Annotated in this window: 19 protein-coding genes; 12 read left to right on the top strand and 7 right to left on the bottom strand. The window is 70.0% G+C overall.

Going from position 1 to position 21010, the window contains the following annotated elements:
• Nucleotide 1: 1 nt before the first annotated feature.
• The 3 genes from ACFLIM_RS30475 to ACFLIM_RS30465 form a co-directional block, all read right to left on the bottom strand.
• Nucleotides 2-1021, bottom strand: a complete 1020-nt coding sequence (locus tag ACFLIM_RS30475; RefSeq protein WP_393171287.1) for a LacI family DNA-binding transcriptional regulator — start codon at nt 1019-1021, stop codon at nt 2-4.
• A 207-nt stretch (nt 1022-1228) separates the two neighbouring features.
• Nucleotides 1229-2674, bottom strand: a complete 1446-nt coding sequence (locus tag ACFLIM_RS30470) for an alpha/beta hydrolase (protein ID WP_393171285.1) — start codon at nt 2672-2674, stop codon at nt 1229-1231.
• Nucleotides 2675-2767: 93 nt separating this feature from the next.
• Nucleotides 2768-2980: a DUF2530 domain-containing protein gene (locus ACFLIM_RS30465; protein WP_393171283.1), complete on the bottom strand. Its 213-nt coding sequence runs from the start codon at nt 2978-2980 to the stop codon at nt 2768-2770.
• Between the two features lie 82 nt (nt 2981-3062).
• On the opposite strand from ACFLIM_RS30465, the gene ACFLIM_RS30460 reads away from it, so the two are divergent.
• From ACFLIM_RS30460 to thpR, 4 genes are all read left to right on the top strand, one after another.
• Nucleotides 3063-4505, top strand: coding sequence for an NCS2 family permease (locus ACFLIM_RS30460; RefSeq protein WP_393171281.1), 1443 nt, complete (start codon nt 3063-3065; stop codon nt 4503-4505).
• A 226-nt stretch (nt 4506-4731) separates the two neighbouring features.
• Nucleotides 4732-5184: a MarR family winged helix-turn-helix transcriptional regulator gene (locus ACFLIM_RS30455; RefSeq protein ID WP_393171279.1), complete on the top strand. Its 453-nt coding sequence runs from the start codon at nt 4732-4734 to the stop codon at nt 5182-5184.
• Between the two features lie 23 nt (nt 5185-5207).
• Nucleotides 5208-6431 (top strand): MFS transporter, encoded by a 1224-nt coding sequence (locus ACFLIM_RS30450; RefSeq protein WP_393171278.1) that lies wholly within the window; start codon nt 5208-5210, stop codon nt 6429-6431.
• Between the two features lie 141 nt (nt 6432-6572).
• Nucleotides 6573-7130: an RNA 2',3'-cyclic phosphodiesterase gene (gene thpR, locus ACFLIM_RS30445; RefSeq protein ID WP_393171276.1), complete on the top strand. Its 558-nt coding sequence runs from the start codon at nt 6573-6575 to the stop codon at nt 7128-7130.
• Nucleotides 7131-7267: 137 nt separating this feature from the next.
• Here thpR and ACFLIM_RS30440 read toward each other — a convergent pair whose 3' ends face one another.
• Nucleotides 7268-8236: an aldo/keto reductase gene (locus ACFLIM_RS30440; protein ID WP_393171274.1), complete on the bottom strand. Its 969-nt coding sequence runs from the start codon at nt 8234-8236 to the stop codon at nt 7268-7270.
• Nucleotides 8237-8320: 84 nt separating this feature from the next.
• Here ACFLIM_RS30440 and ACFLIM_RS30435 point away from each other — a divergent pair, with 84 nt between their 5' ends.
• Both ACFLIM_RS30435 and ACFLIM_RS30430 read left to right on the top strand, forming a co-directional pair.
• On the top strand, nt 8321-9595 hold the full coding sequence (locus ACFLIM_RS30435) for an MATE family efflux transporter (protein WP_393171272.1): 1275 nt from the start codon (nt 8321-8323) through the stop codon (nt 9593-9595).
• Between the two features lie 63 nt (nt 9596-9658).
• The gene (locus ACFLIM_RS30430; protein WP_393171271.1) at nt 9659-10663 is read left to right on the top strand and encodes a hypothetical protein; all 1005 of its coding nucleotides are present in this window, start codon (nt 9659-9661) and stop codon (nt 10661-10663) included.
• A gap of 20 nt (nt 10664-10683) precedes the next feature.
• On the opposite strand, the gene ACFLIM_RS30425 is transcribed toward ACFLIM_RS30430, so the two are convergent.
• Nucleotides 10684-11055: a hypothetical protein gene (locus ACFLIM_RS30425; RefSeq protein WP_393171269.1), complete on the bottom strand. Its 372-nt coding sequence runs from the start codon at nt 11053-11055 to the stop codon at nt 10684-10686.
• Nucleotides 11056-11126: 71 nt separating this feature from the next.
• Here ACFLIM_RS30425 and lhgO point away from each other — a divergent pair, with 71 nt between their 5' ends.
• The 6 genes from lhgO to ACFLIM_RS30395 all read left to right on the top strand — a co-directional run bounded on the left by lhgO (nt 11127) and on the right by ACFLIM_RS30395 (nt 18783).
• On the top strand, nt 11127-12317 hold the full coding sequence (lhgO, locus tag ACFLIM_RS30420) for an L-2-hydroxyglutarate oxidase (protein ID WP_393171267.1): 1191 nt from the start codon (nt 11127-11129) through the stop codon (nt 12315-12317).
• Between the two features lie 17 nt (nt 12318-12334).
• Entirely contained in the window at nt 12335-13027 is a 693-nt protein-coding gene (locus ACFLIM_RS30415) for a response regulator transcription factor (RefSeq protein WP_393171265.1), read from the top strand.
• Nucleotides 13027-14436: a sensor histidine kinase gene (locus ACFLIM_RS30410; RefSeq protein ID WP_393171263.1), complete on the top strand. Its 1410-nt coding sequence runs from the start codon at nt 13027-13029 to the stop codon at nt 14434-14436. The genes ACFLIM_RS30415 and ACFLIM_RS30410 overlap by 1 nt, the downstream gene beginning before the upstream one ends.
• A 104-nt stretch (nt 14437-14540) precedes the next feature.
• A complete protein-coding gene (locus ACFLIM_RS30405; protein WP_393171387.1) occupies nt 14541-15197 on the top strand; it encodes a response regulator transcription factor in 657 nt (218 codons plus the stop codon).
• 59 nt (nt 15198-15256) lie between these two features.
• A complete protein-coding gene (locus tag ACFLIM_RS30400) occupies nt 15257-17059 on the top strand; it encodes an ABC transporter (RefSeq protein ID WP_393171261.1) in 1803 nt (600 codons plus the stop codon).
• Nucleotides 17056-18783, top strand: a complete 1728-nt coding sequence (locus tag ACFLIM_RS30395; RefSeq protein ID WP_393171259.1) for a YfjP family GTPase — start codon at nt 17056-17058, stop codon at nt 18781-18783. Before ACFLIM_RS30400 ends, ACFLIM_RS30395 begins: the two co-directional genes overlap by 4 nt.
• An 87-nt stretch (nt 18784-18870) precedes the next feature.
• Here ACFLIM_RS30395 and ACFLIM_RS30390 read toward each other — a convergent pair whose 3' ends face one another.
• Nucleotides 18871-19773, bottom strand: a complete 903-nt coding sequence (locus ACFLIM_RS30390) for a LysR family transcriptional regulator (protein WP_393171257.1) — start codon at nt 19771-19773, stop codon at nt 18871-18873.
• 67 nt (nt 19774-19840) lie between these two features.
• On the bottom strand, nt 19841-21010 hold the full coding sequence (locus ACFLIM_RS30385; RefSeq protein WP_393171256.1) for a glycine C-acetyltransferase: 1170 nt from the start codon (nt 21008-21010) through the stop codon (nt 19841-19843).

The raw sequence follows: 21010 nt of genomic DNA, 5'->3' as shown, positions 1-21010 counted from the left end.
CTCAACCACGTGCGAAATCACCTTCCGTCAGTGTGGAACCCTCGACCAGTTCGCAGGGCAGCAGTTCCTGGGGTGTTCCGCCGTCCTCGATCACCCTGGTCAGCAGCTCGACGGCCCTTCGGCCCATCTCGCGGCGCGGTATGAGGAAACCGGCGAAGTCGATGTCGGAGTGGACGGGACGGGTGGCCGAGCCGAACGCGACCACGGACAGGTCTCCGGGGACGCGCAGGTCGCGCTCCGCCGCCGCCTGCACGAAGGCGACGGCGTCCGCCTGCTCCTCGAAGAACGCGACCGTGGCCCCGGTCGCGAGCACCGCGTCGAGAGTCCGTGTGCCGTCGGGCCGCACCTGGATCCCCTCGACACCGAGGGCGGCCACTGCTGCGCGGAAGCCGCCGAAGCGGTCGGCCCACGACTCGGCGCCCTCGCCTGCTCCGACGTAGACGAGCCGGCGATGACCGAGCGCCACCGCCCGCTCCACCAGAGCGCGCACGGCCGAGGGGTAGTCGGCCCCGACGTACGGCACCGGCCCGCCCGCGTCGTCGCGGCGGCCCACCGACACGAACGGGATCTGATCGGCGATGAGCCGGGCCAGGTCGTCGCGGTCGACCGTGCGGCCCAGCAGCACGCACCCGTCGGCCAGCCGGATCCTGCTGTCCTCGTTGAAGATCCGCCGCTTCTTCCCCAAGGCCCGCGCGCTGGTGAACAGCAGCAGGTCGCAACCGACCTCCTCGGCGCACTCCTCGATGCCCACCAGGAACGGGTAGTAGAAGTCGGCGCTGGTGGCGGGAAAGACCGCCTCGTAGGTGAAGACGCCGAGGATGCGGTTACGGCCCTCGGCCAGCCGGCGGGCGGCCGGATCGGCGATGTAGCCGGTCTCCCTGATCACCCGCAGCACCCGCTCCCGGGTCTCGGGAGAGATCCGCACCTCGCTCTCCGCGCGGTTGTTGAGCACGAACGACACGGTGGTCTGACTCACTCCCGCCATTCGGGCGATGTCCTGCTGCGTGAGGCGTCTGGCCACGGTTCCCGCTCCTTGGTAATGCGCATTAGTTGGAGAGTGTGCGGTCTCACCGCCTATCCCGTCAAGAGTGATATCCCAGTAATAATTCGCATTAGCAGGATTCGCGGCGAGCTGGGGACGAGAACGCGCCGAGGGCGTCCCGCACGAGCCCGAGCATCGACGCGAGCCCGCCGGACGCCCTCGCGTCGGCGCGATCGTGCGGCGGCGTCAGGCCGCGCACGTCGTGTTCTGGCGCGGCACCTTCCCCTCCAGCACGTACGCGTCCACGGTGCTCATGACGCACCCGTTACCGCTGAGATAGGCCCCGTGGCCCTCCCCCTCATACGTCACCAGCACGCCTGTCTTGAGCTGCTCGGTGAGCGTCGGGGCCCACTGGTACGGCGTGGCGGGGTCGCCCTTGCCCCCGATGACCACGATGGGCCCGGAACCGGTGGCGTCGATGCGCTTGGCCGCGTCGTCCCCTGGCACGGGCCAGTGGGCGCACACCCCGCCCGACCCGTCGGCCGCCAGGATCGGGAAGATCTTCTTCACCCGGTCGTTGATCTGGGCGGTCTCCGCGACGGTGGGCCGCTCGGTGTTGTCCGCGCAGTTGATGGCCTGCATGGCCGTCATGTCCGTCGAGTACGTCCCGTCGGCCTTGCGGCCGGTGTAGTAATCGGCCAGGGAGAGCAGCGCGGCGCCTTCCCCTTTGATCGCCGCCGCGGCCGCCTGCTCCAGCAGCGGCCAGGTCGCCTTGGCGTACAGCGGGGTGATGACGGCGAGCTGCGCCAGCCCGTACGTCAGCTCCCGGTCCCCGACTTTGAGCGGCTTCGCCTTCAGGCCGTCCAGCAGGGTCTCGACCGTCTTCTCCACGGCAGCCGGGTCGGCCCCGAGCTCGCAACTCTGCGCCACGCAGTCCTTGGCGAACGCCTCGAACGCCCGGTCGAACCCCCCAGCCTGGATCACCGCCCGATCGGCGAACGTGACCGTCGGGTCGAAGGCCCCGTCCAGGACGAAACGGCCGACGTTCTTGGGGAAGTGCGTGGCGTACACGGCGCCGAGGTGCGTGCCGTACGAGAAACCGAGGTAGTTGAGCTGCCTGTCCCCGAGCGCGGTCCTGAGCAGGTCGAGGTCCTTGGCGGCGTTCACGGTGCCGACGTACGGCAGGACCTTGCCCGAGTCCTGCTCGCAGGCCTGCGCGAACTCCTTGGACAGCCGGTCCCCGTCGGCCTCGGTCCCGGCGGCGAGGAGCGTGCCGACTTCGCCGCCGCACTTGACGCCGGAGCTGCGCTCGACGCCGCGCGGGTCGAAGCTGACCAGGTCGTAGCGGCGGCCCAGGTTCCCGAACGCCTGGGCGGCCTGCGCCATCGTGTTCACGCCCGACGCGCCGGGGCCGCCGAAGTTGAAGACCAGCGAGCCGAGCCGGTCGCCGGTGGCCTTGATCCGGATCAGCGCAAGGTCGATCTTCTCGCCGCCGGGCTTGGCATGGTCGAGGGGGACCTGGATCTTGCCGCACTCGACTCCGGGGGCGGGGGCAGCCGCTTTGCCGTCCGCGCCGACCAGGTCAGTGCACCGGCCCCAGGCGACGTTCCCTGTCGGCTCCGCTGTGGTATTGCCGCTGCAGGCGGTGAGAGCCATCGCACCAAGGAGGAATGTCAATAAAGACTTCTTCATGCTGATAAGCATGGTTCGTAAGGCATGTGCCGATGTAGTGGGTGGAAACACCACTCGGGGGTGACTTCGGCGAATGGCCGGAGATGACGAATGTCAGCCGCGTCTGGGCCGGCGGACGAACCAGATGCCGAAGAGGCCGAACCCAACCCCGGTCACGCACGTCCAGATCCACCACGTGTTCTCCGGAGCGGGCCGGAAGATCAGCAGGACGACCAGGGCGACGGCCCACAGGGCGGTGCCAATCGTGAGGGCGGCCGAGTCGTTGGTCTTGATCGGCTCCGGGTCGGGATGCCACTGCTGTTTCACGTGTCCAGCCTAGCTTCCAATCGGGTCTCGATCTCATCACCGACTCTTTTCGCAGTTCACCACGACTGTCACTGTTCGCGTCGTGAGCGACACTCGTATTGCAATAGATCGTTTCTTCGCAATCTCCGCACGAGGCTCGACAGTCTCCCGTGAGGTACGGGGCGGCCTGGCCACGTTCTTCACCATGGCCTACATCGTGGTGCTGAACCCGATCATCATTGCCAACGGCACGGACGTGGACAAGCAGGTCATCGGTGACGGTACGACGCCGAACGTGGCGCTCGTCGCCGCCGGGACGGCGTTCGTGGCGGGCGTACTGACGATCCTCATGGGCGTCGTCGGCCGGGTGCCCTTCGCCATGGCCGCGGGGCTGGGCCTGAACGCCTTCGTCACCTTCAACATCGCCAGTGTGATGACCTGGGAGGAGGCCATGGGCCTGGTCTTCCTCGAAGGTGTCATCATCGCCATCCTGGTGCTGACCGGTCTCAGGGTGGCGGTCTTCCATGCCATCCCGGCCCAGCTCAAGACCGCCATCAGCGTCGGAATCGGGCTGTTCATCGCGCTGATCGGGTTCGTGGACGCGGGCTTCGTGCGCCGGGTGCCCGCCGGGCCGCCGCTGGAGATGGGCATCGGGGGCACCCTGACCTCGTGGCCGATCTTCGTGTTCGTGGTCGGGTTGCTCGCCACGGCGGCGATGGTCGCGCGGAAGGTCAAGGGCGCGATCCTGATCGGCATCGTCGGCACCACCGTGCTGGCGATCATCGTGGAAGCCCTCACCAAGTCCGGCAGGTTCTCGGCGCAGAACCCCGGCGGCTGGCAACTGAACCTCCCCAGTCTCAGCGACCTGACCTTCGACTTCCACAACCCGCTCGTGCTGTTCACGGAGTTCGACCCGTTCGGCGCCTTCAGCCGGGTCTCTGTGGTGCTGGCCGTGCTGTTCGTCTTCACGCTGCTCATCACGGACTTCTTCGACACCATGGGCACCATCGTGGGCGTCGGCCGCCAGGCGAACCTGATCCAGGAGGACGGGACGCTGCCTCGTACCAGGGAGATCCTGCTCGTCGACTCGATCGGCGCGGCGGCCGGCGGCGCCGGCTCCGTCTCCTCGAACACCACCTACATCGAGTCGGCCGCGGGCGTCGGCGAGGGCGCGCGCACCGGCCTGGCCAGCGTGGTGACCGGCGCGCTGTTCCTGGTGGCGATCTTCTTCGCGCCGCTCGTCACGGTCGTCCCGTACGAGGCCGCGGCGCCCGCGCTGATCGTCGTCGGCTTCCTGATGATGACCGCGATCCGCGACATCGACTGGAACGACTTCGAGATCGCCATCCCGGCGTTCCTCACCATCGTCGTCATGCCGTTCACCTACTCGATCTCCAACGGCATCGGCGCCGGCTTCATCACCTACGTCCTGATCAAGCTCGTACGGGGCAAGTCGAGGGAGATCCACCCGCTGCTGTGGGGCGTCACGATCCTGTTCGTCATCTACTTCGCGATCGGCCCGATCCGAGCCCTGCTCGGTCTCTGACCTCCCCGCGGGGGGCAAGCCCCCCGCGTCCCCCCCAAAAAAAATCAAGAGCGTGGTGCTTTGCACGACTCATCATCGCGGGGAGCAAGCCCCCCGCGTCCCCCCCAAAAAATCAAGAGCGTGGTGCTTTGCACGACTCATCATCGCGGGGAGCAAGCTCCCCGCGTGAGACAACTGATTGGGGAAATATCTTGCCTTCGTCTATAGTTAGCAAAGGTAATGACTCATGCTAACCAAAACCCAGCCCAAGATGGACCTGCGGAGCGACGCAGGCCTGGCTTCAGCCCTGCGCGTATCGATGGCAAGGCTGACCAGGCGCCTACGACGACAGGCGGCGGCTCACTCGCTGACTCCCACGCAGTTCGCGACGCTCGCCGCAGTGGAACGGCATTCCGGGATAACCCCCGGCGAATTGGCCGAGCTCGAGAAGGTGCAGCCACCCTCGATGACGCGCGTGATCGCCGCTCTCGAGGAGCGTGGCCTGCTCGCCCGCAGACCGCACCCGACCGACCGGCGACAGGTGACCGTGACCGTGACCGAGGCCGCCGAGAAGCTGCTGAAGGAGGAGCGGCGCCGCAAGGAGGCGTGGCTGACGCAGCGGCTGAAGGAGCTCACGCCGGAGGAGAGGTCGATCCTCAGGCAGGCGGCGCCGATCCTGGAGAAGCTCAGCAAGATATAGAACCTGAGGAACCCAGGACCGGGATGTTCCGGTCGCTCAGGGTTCGTAACTACCGCATGTTCGCAGCGGGTGGCACCGTCTCCAACGTCGGCACCTGGCTGCAGCGCACCGCCCAGGACTGGCTGGTGCTCGATCTGACCCATGGCAGCGCGGCGGCGCTCGGAACGGCGACCGCGCTGCAGTTCCTGCCGATGTTGCTGTTCGGGATGTTCGGCGGCGTACTGGCCGACCGTTACCCCAAGCGGCCCATCCTCATCACCGCTCAGGTGCTGATGGCCTCGCTGGCGCTCACTGTCGGCGTGCTGACGATGACCGGCGCCGCCCAGGTGTGGCACGTCTACGTGATGGCGTTCCTGCTCGGCATGATCTCGTGCGTCGAGGTGCCGACGCGGCAGGCGTTCGTGGTCGAGATGGTCGGCCGCCAGGACCTGCCGAACGCGATCGCCCTCAACAGCTCCATCTTCAACCTGGCCCGTGTGGTCGGCCCGGCGCTCGCCGGTGTGCTGATCTACGTGCTCGGCGGCACGGGACCGATCTTCCTGGTCAACGCGCTGACGTTCAGCGGCGTGATCTCCAGCCTGGTCTTCATGCGCAAGTCCGAGCTGAACCCCGCCGTGCCCGTGCCCAGGGCCAAGGGCCAGCTCCGCGAAGGCCTCCGGTACGTGATCCAGCACGAAGAGCTGCTCATGCCGGTGTTGCTGATCGGGTTCGTGTCGATGTTCTCGCAGTCGTTCTCGATGTCGATCGCGCTCATGGCGCGCGAGGAGTTCGGGGCGGGGGCGTCCTCGTTCGGGCTGGCCTCCAGCATGTTCGCGGTGGGGGCGCTCGGCGGGGCGCTGCTCGCGGCGCGCCGGGTCCGGTTGTCGCGCAAGGTGCTGATGGCCGGGGCGCTCGGGTTCGGGCTCTTCCAGATCGCCACCGGGCTGGCCCCCTTCTATCCCGTCTACCTGCTGCTGCTGGTGCCGACCGGGATCGCGCTGATCACGATCAACACGGTCGCGAACGCCAGTGTCCAGATCGCCACGTCTCCGGACATGCGGGGGCGGGTCATGGGGATCTACATGCTGGTGTTCACCGGCGGGGCGCCGCTCGGGGCGCCGCTGATCGGGTGGTTGTCGGAGCTGGGCGGGCCGCGGATGGGCGTGATCCTTTCCGGCGTGCTGGTCCTGGTCGGCGCCGGCTCGGCGGTGCTCGTGACACGGCTGATCAGCTCCCGCGTCCGCAGGCCGGCGCTCGCCGTGGCGTGACGCAGCCCCAGACCCAAGGCTCTGCTCCAGCGCTCTAGCCAGGCCGTGGCTCGCTCTGCGGCGTAAGTCGGCAAGTGCCTGGCGCGCTGTGGCACGAGTCGGTGGTCGGGTCGGTGGAGTGCGGGGGGAGAATCGGGTTGTATGAGGCTTTTCGCGGCCCTGGTGCCGCCCGACGAGGTGCTGGACGAGATCTCGCGCGCCATCGCGCCGCACGTCGGGCAGGTGCCGGGGCTGCGCTGGCCCGACCGGGCCACCTGGCACATCACGCTGGCCTTCTTCGGCGAGGTCCCCGAGCGGGTGCTGCCCGAGCTGGAGGTGCGGCTAGCCCGTGCCGTACGCCGCCACACCGCCCTCGACCTGGCCTTCACCGGCTTCGGAGCCTTTTCCTCGGCCCGCCGGGCCAGGGTCTTCTGGGTCGGTGTCGCCGGCGACTCCATGACCAGGCTGGCCGACTCGGTCAAGGCGGGCGGGCGGCGGGCCGGTGCCGTACAGACGGATGAGAAGCGGTTCCACCCGCATCTGACGCTGGCCCGCGCCAAGGCGGAGACGGACCTGCGCCCGCTGGTCGAGTCGCTGGCCGGGTTCAGCGGCTCGCCGTGGCGGGCGGAGCATGTCCGCCTTGTCCGCAGTCACACGGGGCCCCAGGTGAGGTACGAGTCACTCGCCGAATGGGCGCTGGCACCCGCTGAGCAGGGTTAGGCTCCAGGTCGTGGATCGTCCTCGTCCCTGGCTGCTGCCCATCGTGCTCGGCCTGCTCCTGCTGATCGTCGTCATCGGCGCCCTGCTGGCCTGAGCCCGCTCGTCACCGCACGTGGTGCGGCGAGCGAGCGGGGCCGTTACCAGGCGTAGTCTTCCGGGGCGGTGCGGTGGCCGGGGAAGATCTCGTCGAGGCGGGTCAGCGCGGCCTCGTCCAGGTCGATCTCGAGGACGCGCAGGGAGCCTTCGAGCTGCTCCAGGGTGCGCGGGCCGATGATCGGCGCGGCGACCGCACGCTGCTTGAGCAACCAGGCCAGGGCGACGTTCGCCGGGTCCTCGTTCAGCTCGTCGCAGAACTTCTCGTACTGCTCGATCTTGTCGCGGTGCTTCTCGAGCTGCTTGACCATGTTGTCGGCGGCCGAGCGGCCCTTGTCGATCTTGCGGAGCACGCCGCCGAGCAGGCCGCCGGCCAGCGGGCTCCACGGGATCACGCCGAGGCCGTAGTCCTCGCACGCGGGCAGCACCTCCAGCTCGACCGTGCGGGTGAGCAGGTTGTAGTGGGACTGCTCGCTGATGAGGCCGTTGAAGTTACGCTTGGCGGCCGACTCCTGGGCCTTGGCGATGTGCCAGCCGGCGAAGTTCGAGGAGCCGACATAGATGATCTTGCCCTGCTGGCGCAGGACATCCATGGCCTCCCAGAACTCCTCGAACGGGGTGTTCCTGTCGACGTGGTGTGCCTGGTAGATGTCGATGTAGTCGGTCTGCAGCCGCTTCAGCGAGGCGTCGCAGGCCCTGCGGATGTTGAGCGCGGACAACTTCTGGTCGTTGGGCCAGTCGCTCATCTTGCCGTTGAGCTTGGTCGCGATGACCGTCTTCTCCCGGCGGCCGCCGCCCTGGGCGAACCACCGTCCGACGATCTGCTCCGTGATGCCCTCGCCCAGCTTCCATCCGTAGACGTTCGCGGTGTCGAAGAAGTTGATCCCCAGCTCATGGGCCTTGTCCATGATCGCGAAGGAGTCTTCCTCCGAGGTCAGCGGGCCGAAGTTCATGGTGCCGAGGCAGAGCGGGCTCACCTGGAGGCCGCTGCGTCCGAGGTTGACGTATTCCATAGACCAACCGTAAACGCCTGGAGTGCACTCCAGGCCATACACTCACTTCATGATCTCGGGCGGAGCGGTCGTCCCCATGGCGACATGATCGCTCTGCTTCGTGCCGCCGTGCCGCTCTTCTTCGCCATGGCCATGGGCATGGTGGGGTCGCTGGTGGTCACCTCGGTGCTCGGCAAGCATGACACCGTCACGCTCGCCGCCTTCGCGGTCATGACCGCCGTGCTCAATCCCGCGAGCGCCGCGGTGCAGGGCGCGCTGCGCGGGCTCGGGCCGTTCGTCGCGCAGTATCGGGATGATCCGGGAGCGGCCGTGCCGATCGTGCGGGACGCGCGCTGGCTCAGCCTCACCACGGGCACGGTCGGAGCCCTGGCGGTGCTCAGCGTGCCGCTGCTCGCGGGCGTCACCGGGGTGCCCGGCGAGGTGGTGCGCGAGCTGGGCCTGCTGCCGTATTTTCTCGCCGCGTATCTCCTGGTCTTCGCCTCCACCGGTGGCACGAGCACCATCCTGATCGCGCTGGGGCGCAGCCGTAACGTGCTCTGGCCGACCCTGGTGTCCGGGCTGGTGCTGAGCGTGCTCACCGCCGCGCTGGTGCCGCCGCTCGGGCTGACCGGGGTGGGAATCGCCTGGTTGATCGCGGGCACGGCGGCGGCGGGCGTGGCGAGCCTCATCCTGCGCCGCGCGCTCGGGCGCCCCATCGGGCAGGCCCGGCCCAGGATCGCCGAGATCATCAGCCTGGCGAAGGTCAGCGTCCCGCTGGCCGGCACCGTATTGATCAAGTTTGGCGTGCTCGGGGTCGTCACCTTCGCGGCGAGCACCACCAGCACGCGCGACACCGCCGCCCATGCGGTGCTGACCACACTCACCGGATTCATGATGATGGCCTCTCTCTCCATCGCCCAGGCCTCGGTGCCGGAGGTGGCCCGCGCCGCCGATACGGCGGGGGCGCGGCGGGCCCAGCGGGCCGCGGCTTTGCTCGCCATAACAGGGACGCTTGTGGGGGCCGGTTTGCTGCTCGGGTTCGGGGAGCGACTGATGGTGTTGTTCAGCGACGACGCCGCGGTGCGCGAACGGGTGCTCGCGCTGCTGCCGCTGATGCTGGTGTCGTCTGCCGCCGACGCCGCTCAGGCGGTGCAGGGGATGGGGCTCACGGCGCTCAAACGGTCGGCGGCCAGCCTGGTGTACTTCGCCATCGGGTACGGACTGCTGGTCCTGGCCGCCGTACCCGTGGCCAGGACGTGGGGGATCACCGGGCTGTGGGCGGCCATGGCGGTGGCCAACGGGCTGCTGGTGGTGCTGCAGGGCACCGGCTTCCACCGCCACAGCGCCAAGGTGAGCACCGCCGCGGCCACCGCCATGTGAACACCCGCCCGGTGACGTCGCAGGCAGGGACTGGGACGGCGGCGCGTGGGGCATGATGGCCGCGTGGGGGATGTCGTGTTCCGGGTGCTCGCCGTCGCGGTGGCGACCTGTCTGCTGTCCGCTGTTCCGGCTTACGCGGCGGCGGATGAGGGGACGGAGAAGCTCTTCACCTTCAAGGACCCGAAGATCACGGAGTCCAGCGGGCTGGCCGTCTCGCCGACGCACGACGGGGTCTATTACACGCACAACGACAGCGCCGCCGCCCCCACCTTCTACGCCGTCGACGGGACCGGCCGGACAAAAGCCACCTTCCAGGTACGAGGCGCCCAGGCCAGGGACTGGGAGGCCATGGCCGCGACCAAGGATCCCGCGACCGGGCGGGGGGTGTTGTGGTTCGCGGACATCGGCGACAACCTGGACGGGGCGTGGCCGGACATCTCGATCTACCGGGTGCTGGAGCCCCAGACACTCGCGGACGCGACGCTGCCCGCGACCCGCTACCGGTTCCGGTACGCGGACGGCGGCCGCAACGCCGAAGGCATCATGATCAACCCGAAGACGGGACGGCTCTACGTGGTGTCCAAGGAGTTCGCGGGATCGGTGTACGCGGCGCCGAAGAAGCTGCGTACCGACCGGACGAACGTCCTGCGCAAGGTCGTCGCCGCCCCGCTCATGGCCACCGACGCCGCCTATGCCCCCGACGGCTCCTCGTACGTCGTCCGCACCTACTTCTCCGCCACCCTCTACCAGCCGTTCGGCAAGATGATCGCCAGGGTGTCGATGCCGGAGTTGAAGCAGGCCGAGTCGATCGCGTACACCCGTGACGGCAAGGCCCTCCTCACCGGATCGGAGGGGCTGAAGAGCCCGGTGTACCGGGTCGCGCTCCCCGACCGCGCCCAGCCCACCGCCACGCCGAGCCCGGCGGCGACGAAGAAGTCGGCGCCCGCGTCACAGGCCGCCTCGGCCACGGGCCAGGGCGGGTTAACCGCCAAGAACATCCTCATCTGGCTCGCCGCCGCCGCGCTCGCGCTGGCCGCCATCACCTTCCTCGCCCGCCGCACCCGCTGACGGCGCCCGCGGGAACGGGTTCAACGGGAACGCATCGTGGCGGTGAAGATGTCGCCGCGCAGGGCGCGTTCGACGACCGCGATCGAGCGGGACAGACGCACCAGCCGCGGCCCCTCCTCGCGGTAGGTGTCGAGCACCTCCTCGATCGCGTGCGGCGGGAGGTGGCTCTTGAGGTCCACCGCCGCCCCCCGGTAGCCGGCCCGCGCCGCCTCGACGGCGGAGGCGACGTGGTGGCGGGCCATGCTGGCCAGCGCCACCGGATGCCGCCTGAGCACCTCGTACGCCCGGTAGTCCGGCGGCACCGCGTCCAGCAGCCAGGCCACGGCAGACGTCTCCCAGTCGGGGACGCTGGGCGGGCGGACCTCGGCGGGCCACTCGGGCGGGACGTACATGGGGACATCGTACTCATGTTCGATTCGCCCGGATATGGCGGGAACGGTCGGTTAGTCGGAAAATTGTTTGTGTGACGGAGAAGATCGGGGTCGTGGGCGCGGGCATCGTCGGGCTGGCGGTGGCGCGCGAGCTGGCCGGTGTCAGGGGCGCCGAGGTGACCGTGCTGGAGAAGGAGAGCCGCGTCGGCGCCCACCAGACCGGGCACAACAGCGGCGTCGTGCACGCGGGCATCTACTACCCGCCGGGCTCGCTCAAGGCCAGGTTGTGCCGCGAGGGCGTGGCGTTGCTCAAGGACTACTGCGCCGCGCACGCGCTGCCGTACCAGGAGGTGGGCAAGCTGGTCGTGGCGAGCACCCGCGCCGAGCGGCCGCTGCTGCGGGCGCTGGCCGAGCGCGCCCGCGCCAACGGCGTGCCGGGCATCGCCGAGCTCGACGCGCTCGCGCTGCGCGAGATCGAGCCGCACGCGGTCGGCATCGGCGCGATCCACTCGCCGCACACCGCGATCTGCGACTTCCCCGCCGTCGCGCGCCGGCTCGCGCTCGATGTCGCGGAGCTGGGCGGGTCGGTACGCCTCTCGCACCCGGTCCGGGCCATCAGGGAACGATCGGGCGTCGTCGAGGTGCTGGCCGGCCGGCGGAAGTTCGCCTTCGACCGCCTGGTGGTGTGCGGCGGCCTGGGGACGGACACGGTGGCGAGGATGGCGGGTCATCCGGGGGATGTGCGGATCGTCCCGTTCAGGGGTGAGTTCTACGCGCTCAAGGGCGCCGCCAAGGAGCTGGTCCGGGGACTGATCTATCCGGTGCCCGATCCGCGCTACCCGTTCCTGGGCGTGCATCTGACGCGGCAGACCGGCGGCGAGGTGCTGGTGGGGCCGAACGCGGTGCTCGCCCTGGCCTACGAAGGCTACAGATGGCGAAATATCCGAAATTTCGGGCAAATTCTTGGTTGGCCGGGAACTTTGCGCATGGCCAGGGCTCACTGGCGTACCGGGATCAAGGAAACCTACGGATCCCTCGTCAAGCGTGCGTTCCTCAACGGCGCCCGTCGCTACGTGCCCGAGCTCACCGCCGCTGACCTCGAAAGAGCCCCCGGCGGCGTACGCGCACAGGCCGTGGCCAGGGACGGCCGCCTGGTCGACGACTTCGTCGTGGACGTGCACGGAAACGTCGTCCTGGTACGCAACGCGCCCTCTCCCGCCGCCACTTCGAGCCTGGCCATTGCGCGGCACATTGCCGGAATTGTCCCAGCACTCGTCCGATGAGGGCATCCTTGGAGGTGATGGAATCACGCCTGCTCATAGTCGAGGACGATCCGAACATCCTCGAACTCCTCGCCGCGAGCCTGAGGTTCGCGGGATTCGACGTGACCACGGCGAAGAGCGGCCTCGACGCCGTCGCCGCCGTGCAACGGCACCGCCCTGACCTCGTCGTGCTCGACGTCATGCTGCCCGACCTGGACGGTTTCGAGATCGTCAGGCGGCTGCGCGGCGGCGGGCTGCACACTCCGGTGGTGTTCCTGACCGCCCGTGACGAGACCGAGGACAAGATCCGCGGGCTCACGATCGGCGGCGACGACTACGTGACCAAACCGTTCAGCCTGGAGGAGGTGGTCGCCAGGATCCACGCGGTGCTCCGTCGTACGAGCGGGGAGCCGCAGGCGGCGCCGCCCCGGCTGACGTTCGCCGACATCGAGCTGGACGAGGAGAGTCACGAGGTGTGGCGAGGAGGCAACGCGGTGGCGTTGTCGCCGACCGAGTTCAAGCTGCTGCGGTACTTCATGACGAACGCCGGACGCGTCCTGTCCAAGCCGCAGATCCTCGACCACGTGTGGGACTACGACTTCAGGGGCGAGGTGGGCATCGTGGAGTCGTACGTGTCCGTGTTGCGGCGGAAGATCGACAACCGTAGCCCGCGGCTCATCCACACCCTGCGCGGTGTCGGATACGTCCTGCGCCTGCCACCGAGTCCCTAATGAGCGGCCTGCCGCTGAGGATCAAGCTCATCGCGTCGATGCTGGCGCTGCTGGGCTTCGGCCTGACCTTCATCGGCCTCGTGAGCGTCTCCGTACTGCACGGCTACCTCATGGACCGGGTGGACAGCCAGCTCAGCCTCCTCAGCGTCAGGATGCACAACAAGGTCCGCAGCGACTGGAAGAAGGGCAGGGAGACCGCCGACCGGCCGATCGTCATCGAGTCCGACGCGATCGTCCTGGTCAAGGAGCCCGGCGACCAGTTCGTGCCGATGCTGACCGACCGCGACGTGGACGTGAAGCCGAAGCCGGTGTTGTCGACCGCGCCCGGTAGGGACGCCTATACCGCGCCCGCGATCAACGGGGACGGCGAGTGGCGGGTGCTGGAGAGCATGGTCCAGCGGCGCACGCTCGTGGTCGCGGTGGACCTGGAGGAGGTCGACGCGATCACCAGGCGGCTCGTGCTCATCGAGCTGCTGGGCGGCGGCGGCATCCTGCTCATCCTGGCCGTCGTGGGCGTCACGATCGTACGGCGGAGCATGCGCCCGCTCGGCCAGATCGAGCGCACGGCCGAGGCCATCGCCGGGGGCCAGCTGGGCCGCCGGGTGCCGGACGGCGACCCGCGTACCGAGGTCGGCCGCCTGGCCGGGTCCCTGAACGGGATGCTGGCCCAGATCGAGGCCGCGTTCGCCGCCAGGTCGGCGTCCGAGGCGGCGGCCCGGCGCTCCGAGGACCGCATGCGCGAGTTCGTCGGCGACGCCTCGCACGAGCTGCGCACCCCGCTGACCTCGATCCGCGGCTTCGCCGAGTACGCCAGGCAGAACCCCGGCGCCGACCCCGCCGAGCTGATGCAGCGCGTGGAGAAGGCCGCGGGCCGGATGAGCCTGCTGGTGGACGACCTGTTACTGCTGGCCAGGGTCGACCAGGAACGGCCGCTCCAGATGCGTCCGGTGGACATGCTGGCGCTGGCGGCGGACGCCGTACAGGATGCCCGGATCCTCGCGCCCGAGCGGGTGGTGAAGTTGGACGTGGTCGGCGGCGCGGCCCTGATCGTCTCCGGCGACGAGGTGCGGCTGCGCCAGGTCATCAGCAACCTCGTCAGCAACGCGATCATCCACACCGAGCCCGGCTCGCCGATCATCGTACGGGCCGGGGCCGGCACGGACACCGTCTTCGTCGAGGTCGTCGACAGCGGTCCCGGGCTCACGCCGGAGCAGGTCGAGCGGGTTTTCGAGCGTTTCTACCGGGCCGACTCCGCCAGGTCGCGCCGTCGCGGCGAGGACCGGGGCACCGGACTCGGCCTGGCCATCGTGCGGGCGCTCATACAGGCCCACGGCGGCTCGGTGACGGTGACGAGCTCCCCTTCCGATGGCTCCACGTTCAGGGTGGAACTCCCGCTCGCCGTGGAATGACCTCTTAAAGGGGCAGAACTCCCACTTGCCGTGGAGTGACCCTTCAGGTAACCCTCAGGTGGCTGCGTCACTCTGGATGGGTGACGAAACCCGAGGCGCTGATCATGGTGGTGGACGACGAGCCCAGCATCAGGGATCTGCTGTCCGCCAGCCTGCGCTTCTCCGGGTTCGAGGTGCTGACCGCCGCCGACGGGCAGGAGGCCGTCGAGGTGGCCGAGCGGGCCTCGCCCGACTTGGTGGTGCTCGACGTGATGTTGCCCGACCTGGACGGGTTCGAGGTGGCCAAGCGGATCGACGCACCCGTGTTGTTCCTGACCGCCCGCGACGCCACCGAGGACAAGATCACGGGGCTGCGGGTGGGCGACGACTACGTGACCAAGCCGTTCAGCCTGGAGGAGGTGCAGGCCAGGATCCGGGCGGTGCTGCGGCGGACCCGGGGCGAGATCGCGCCCGCCAGCAAGCTCAAGGTGGCCGACCTGGAGCTGGACGAGGACGCCCGCGAGGTGTGGCGGGGCGGGCGGCAGGTCCGGTTGTCGCCGACGGAGTTCAAGCTGCTGCACTACTTCATGGTCAACGCCGGGCGCGTGTTGTCGAAGGCGCAGATCCTCGACCACGTGTGGAACTACGACTTCGGCGGCGACGCGGGCGTGGTCGAGTCGTACGTGTCCTACCTCAGACGCAAGGTGGACGACGTCGAGCCCAGGCTCATTCACACGCTCCGCAGCGTCGGTTACGTGCTGAGAGAGCCACCCGCCAGCTAGGTGCGAAACACCGCTACCTGCGGTGGACCGCTGAACGCGGTCCGCCGTAGCGTGGCCTTATGGATCTGCTGGGCGCGCTTGAGGCGCTGCGGCGTCCGCTGGATCGTGAGCTGTTCCCGCTGGCGATCGGCGAGGCCGCGGGCGACCGGCGCGCGCTGCGCGAGCTGACCGGGCAGCTCGACGACTACCTGCTGCCCAGGCTGCGCGCGCTCGACGCGCCACTGCTCGCCGTCGTCGGCGGGTCCACCGGGGCGGGCAAGTCCACGCTGGTCAACTCGCTGGTCGGGGCCGACGTGGCCGAGCCGGGCGTGTTGCGGCCCACCACGCTGGTGCCCACGCTCGTGGTCAGCTCCACCGACCGCGACTGGTTCATGGGCCAGAACGTGCTCCCCGGCCTGTCTCGTGCCACCGGCGACGGTCCCGGGGCGCTGCGCGTGGTGACCTCCTCCGCGCTGGGGGCCGGGCTGGCGCTGCTCGACGCGCCCGACATCGACTCCGTGGTGACCTCCAACCGGGAGCTCGCCGCGCAACTGCTGGCCGCCGCCGACCTGTGGCTGTTCGTCACGACCGCCGCCCGGTACGCCGACGAGGTGCCCTGGAGCTTCCTGCGCTCGGCCCGCGAACGCAGCACCGCGCTGGCCGTCGTACTCGATCGGGTGCCGCCGGAGGCCATCGAGCCGGTCTCCCGCGACCTGTCCCGCCTCCTCGTCGAGAACGGCCTGGAAGACACCAGGCTGTTCACCGTCCCGGAGGCCGCGCTCCCTTCCGAGAAGGCCCGGCTGCCTGTCGAGACGGTGCGGTCCATCGCCTCCTGGCTCACCGAGCTGGCCTCCGACGCCGCGCAACGCTCCCGGGTCGTACGCCAGACGCTGTCGGGAGCGCTCGACAGCCTGGCCACCCGGGTGCCGTCGCTGGCCGCGGCCGTCGAACGCCAGCAGTCCGCCTTCGAGGGCCTGCGCTCCATCGTGTCGGGCGCGTACGCGGGCGGGATGGCCGACTTCGACGAGGGCATGCGTGACGGGTCGTTGTTGCGGGGCGAGGTGCTGGCCCGCTGGCAGGACTTCATCGGCACCGGCGACCTCATGCGCTCCCTGGAGAGCCGGGTGGGGTGGCTGCGCGACAGGATCGTCGGCTTCTTCACCGGGCGGGTGCCGGAGGCCCAGCTCAGGAACGCGCTGGAGAGCGGCGTGGAGGCCCTGATCAGGGGCGCCGCCGACGGGGCCGCCGAACGCGCCCTGGAAGGCTGGTCGGCCGCGCCCGGCGGGCCGGGGCTGCTGGACAGGCTCGGCGCCGTCGACTCCGCCCGCCTCGGCCGCGCCTCGCCGGACCTGGGCAAACGGGCCGAGGCCGCGGTACGGGGCTGGCAGGAGTACGTCCTCGACCTCGTACGCCAGGAAGGGGCGGAGAAGCGCACCACGGCCAGGGTGGCGTCGTTCGGGGTGAACGGGGCCGGGCTGCTGCTCATGCTGGCCGTGTTCGCCTCCACCGGCGGGTTGACGGGGATCGAAGTGGGGATCGCGGGCGGGACTAGCGTGTTGTCGCAGAAGCTGCTGGAGGCCGTCTTCGGGGATCAGGCCGTGCGGTCGCTGACGATCCGGGCACGAGACGATCTGCGGGACCGGGTGCGGGGGCTGCTGGAGGAGGAGTCGTCCCGGTTCACGGCCCAGCTGGAGACGGCGGAGCCACCTCGCGGGACGGCCGAGGCGCTGAGAGCGGCGGCCCAGCGAGTCCGCGACCACCGCACGGAGCTACCCACCGCCGAGTACCCGACCATACGAACCGCGGACCCCTCGACGGCACCGACCGCGGAGCTCCCACCGCCTGGGACGGAGCCCGGCGACACCCCGGAGGAGAGGCCGTGAAGCTGCTGCGCCGTAAGGAGGGCCCGTCCCTCGACTCCCGGCTGGCCGCCCTGCTGGAGGCGGCCTCGCTGGCCGAGGGGCGGTTGTCCGAGCAGGCGGTGTCCGGCGCGCATGCGGTCGCCGAACGAGCCGGGGTACGCCGCAGCCTCTCGATCGACCACACCGTGGCCGCGCTGGCAGGGGCGACGGGCAGCGGCAAGTCGTCGCTCTACAACGCCCTGGCGGGCGAGGAGCTGGCGGCCGTGGGCGTCACCAGGCCGACGACCTCGACCGCCCAGGCGGCCCTCTGGGACGGCGACGGTTCGGGCCCGCTGCTGGACTGGCTGGACATCCCGCAACGCCACGCCGCACCCCCAACCCCCGACATGTCCGGACTTATCCTTCTGGACCTCCCCGACCACGACTCCATCCGGCTCTCCCACCGCCTGGAGGTGGATCGCCTGGTGGAGCTGGTCGATCTGCTGGTCTGGGTGGTGGATCCGCAGAAGTACGCCGACGCCGCCCTCCACGACCGCTACCTGCGCCCGCTGGCCGCGCATCGGGACGTGATGCTGGTGGTGCTCAACCAGGTGGACCGCCTGCCCCCGCAGGCCGTCGACCGCTGCGTACGCGACCTGCGCCGCCTGCTGGACGACGGCGGCCTGGCGGGCGTCCCGGTGCTCGCCGTCTCGGCCCGCACCGGCACGGGCCTGCCCGAACTCCACTCGCTTCTCGGTGACCGCGTCTCGGAACGCAAGTCCTGGTCCACCCGCCTGGCCGCGGACATCACCACCGCCGCCGACCACCTCGCCACCGCCGGCCCACCCTCGGGGCAGGCGGCAGGGGTACCGGTCGAGGGGGACACGACCTCGCGCGCCGCCATCGAACCCGCGAGCCCTTCGAGCGCGGCTGAGGGTGGTGCGAAGCGGACGGCGGGATTGGGCAGGGCGCTCACCGGGGCGCTCTCCGAGGCGGCCGGGGTGCCGTTGGTGGTGGAGGCCGTCGCCAAGGGGCACCGGCATCGGGCCGTCGTCGCCACCGGATGGCCGGTCACCAGGTGGGTCAGGAGGTTCAGACCCGATCCCCTTCGCCGGCTGCGCATCGGCGGCATCGCGCCGCAGGGGAAGCCGAGCAGGCAGGTGCCGCCGGGGAAGCCGGGCCGGGAGATCGTCGGGCGTACCTCGGTTCCGGCGGCGTCGGCCGTACAGAGGGCTCAGGTTGAGACGGCGATCAGGGACGTCGGCGAGGCTGCCGCGTCCGGCCTGCCCGGGCCGTGGGCGGCGGCGGTGCGGCAGGCGGCCAGATCCCGCGCCCTGGAGTTGGCGGACGCGGTGGACAAGGCGGTGGCCACGACGTCTGTCGGCGCCACGAGGCGCCCAAGGTGGTGGCGAGCGGTGAACGTCCTGCAGTGGCTGGTGTTCGCGGCCATGGCGGCCGGCGCGCTGTGGCTCGGGGTGCTGTTCGGGATGGACTACCTGCGCCTGCCCCAGCCGCCGCTCCCGACCGTGGGCGTGGTGCCGTGGCCGACGGTGCTGCTGGCGGGCGGCGCGCTCGCGGGCGTGCTGATCGCGCTGTCGTCGAGGCTGGCCGCGTGGGCGGGCGGCCGGCGCAGAGCCCGCCGTACGGCCCGAGCCCTGCGCGCGGCCATCGGCCAGGTCGGCAAGGCGTACGTGCTGGACCCCGTGGAAGCGGAGCTGGACAGGTACACCCGCTTCGCCGAGGCACTCAAACAGGCCCGTAATTGAGCGCGACCAGGCGTGTCCCCGCCTGAGCGGCGCGGTGGCGGTCCCTTCCGATGGGTGGCCAACACATCTGAGGAGATGTCTGGTGTTTCACCCTGTTCCGAGAGAGTCGGCGACCGTACGGAGAGCAGACAGGAGCGGGCGTAGCAGGGGGTGGGAGTCGGCGCCGCGGCGTACGGCGGCGAAGACGCGGCGTTCCGGCCCCGGCGTGTGGCGCACCACGACCCCGGTCAGCGCCATGTCGCGCAGCGCCAGCCGCGGCACGAGCGCCACCCCCGCCCCCGCCCCCACCAGCGCGACCACGGCGCGGAAGTCGTCGGAGCAGTGCGCCAGGTTCGGCGTGAAGCCGGCCTGCTGGCACGCGAACGTGATCACGTCGTGCACCGGGTTGCCCGGGTACGGCCCGATCCAGGTCTCGGCGGCGAGCGACACCAGGGTGGCCGACTCCGCCAAGGGGTGGTCGTGGGGGAGCACCAGGTCGAACGGCTCGGCGTACAGGGGCAGGCGCGACAGGCGGCGGTCGGCGGCATCGGGCGCGCCCCGGTATTCCACCGCGATGGCCAGGTCGGCCTCCGCGTCCAGCAGCATGGCCAGGCTGTGGTCGCCCTCGGCGTCCAGCACGCGTACGTGCAGCCCGGGGGTGGTGGCGCGCAGGCCGGCGATGGCGGGGGAGAGCACGGCGCTGATCGCGGTGGCGAAGCAGGCCACGGTGACCTCGCCCGCCTCGCCCGTGGTGTACGCGGCCACCTCGGCTTCGGCGCGTTCGAGCTGGGCGAGGACCTCGTTGGCGTGACCGAGCATGATCTTGCCGACGGCGGTGAGGTGCACGCCGCGCCCGTCACGGGTGAACAGACGGTGGCCCACCTCGTGCTCCAGCGCGACGAGCTGCTGAGACACGGCGGAAGGGGTGAGGTGCAGCGCGGCCGCCGCGGCGGTGACCGTGCCGTGGTCCGCCACCGCGCGCAGCGTGCGCAACCGCCGCGTGTCTATCACCCGTGCTCCATGGCCTCACTCCGTGAGGCGGGCTCGGTCGCCCTATGCCTCCCTTGCGGGAGGATACTCACCCCCGAGCCTGGATGAACGCCTGCACCGCGCGGTCGACGTCCTCCGGTGAGTGGGCGGCGGAGAGCTGGACGCGGATCCTGGCCTGGCCGTGCGGCACGACGGGGTACGAGAAACCGATCACGTAGATGCCCAGGTCGAGTAGGCGATCCGCCATGGCGGAAGCCTGGGCGGCGTCGCCGATCATCACGGGCACGATCGGGTGGTCGCCGGGCAGGATGTCGAACCCCGCCTTGGCCATCTCGCTCCGGAACCGGGCGGTGTTGGAGCGGAGCCGCTCGCGGGCCTCGCTCGAGGTCTCCAGCAGGTCGAGGATGCGCAGCGAGGCCGCGGCGATGACCGGGGAGAGCGAGTTGGAGAACAGGTACGGGCGGGAGCGCTGCCGCAGCAACTCGCAGATCTCCTTGCGGGCCGAGACGTAGCCGCCGCTGGCCCCGCCGAGCGCCTTGCCCAGCGTGCCGGTGACGATGTCGATCCGGTCCGTGACGCCGTGCAGCTCGGGCGTGCCGCGGCCGGTCGGCCCCACGAAGCCGACGGCGTGTGAGTCGTCGACCATCACCATGGCGTCGTACCGTTCGGCCAGGTCGCAGATGTCCCGCAACGGCGCGAGATATCCGTCCATGGAAAACACACCGTCGGTCACGATCAGCCGCCGCCGCGCGTCCGACGCCTCCTTCAGCCTGGCCTCCAGCTCGGCCATGTCACGGTTGGCGTACCGGAAGCGCTGGGCCTTGGAGAGCCTGATGCCGTCGATGATGCTGGCGTGGTTGAGCGCGTCGGAGATGACCGCGTCCTGGGCGTCGAGGATGGTCTCGAACACGCCGCCGTTCGCGTCGAAGCACGAGCTGTACAGGACGGTGTCCTCCATGCCGAGGAAGTCCGACAGGCGCGTTTCGAGCTCCTTGTGCACCTCCTGGGTACCGCAGATGAACCGTACGGACGCCATGCCGAACCCCCACCGGTCCAGCGCCTCCTTGGCCGCCTCGACCACGGCCGGGTTGTCGGCCAGGCCCAGGTAGTTGTTGGCGCAGAAGTTCAGGACCTCGCGCCCGGCCACGCTCACCTGGGAGTTCTGCGGGGTGGTGATCACGCGTTCGGGCTTGAGCAGTCCGGCCTCGGTGATCTCGTCGAGCGTCGTACGCAGTTGCTCGCGCACGTTCGTGAACAT

The sequence above is a fragment of the Nonomuraea marmarensis genome, assembly GCF_043197025.1.
GTDB classification, from domain to species: Bacteria; Actinomycetota; Actinomycetes; order Streptosporangiales; family Streptosporangiaceae; genus Nonomuraea; species Nonomuraea marmarensis.
This window is presented reverse-complemented; position numbering and strand designations above follow the sequence as displayed.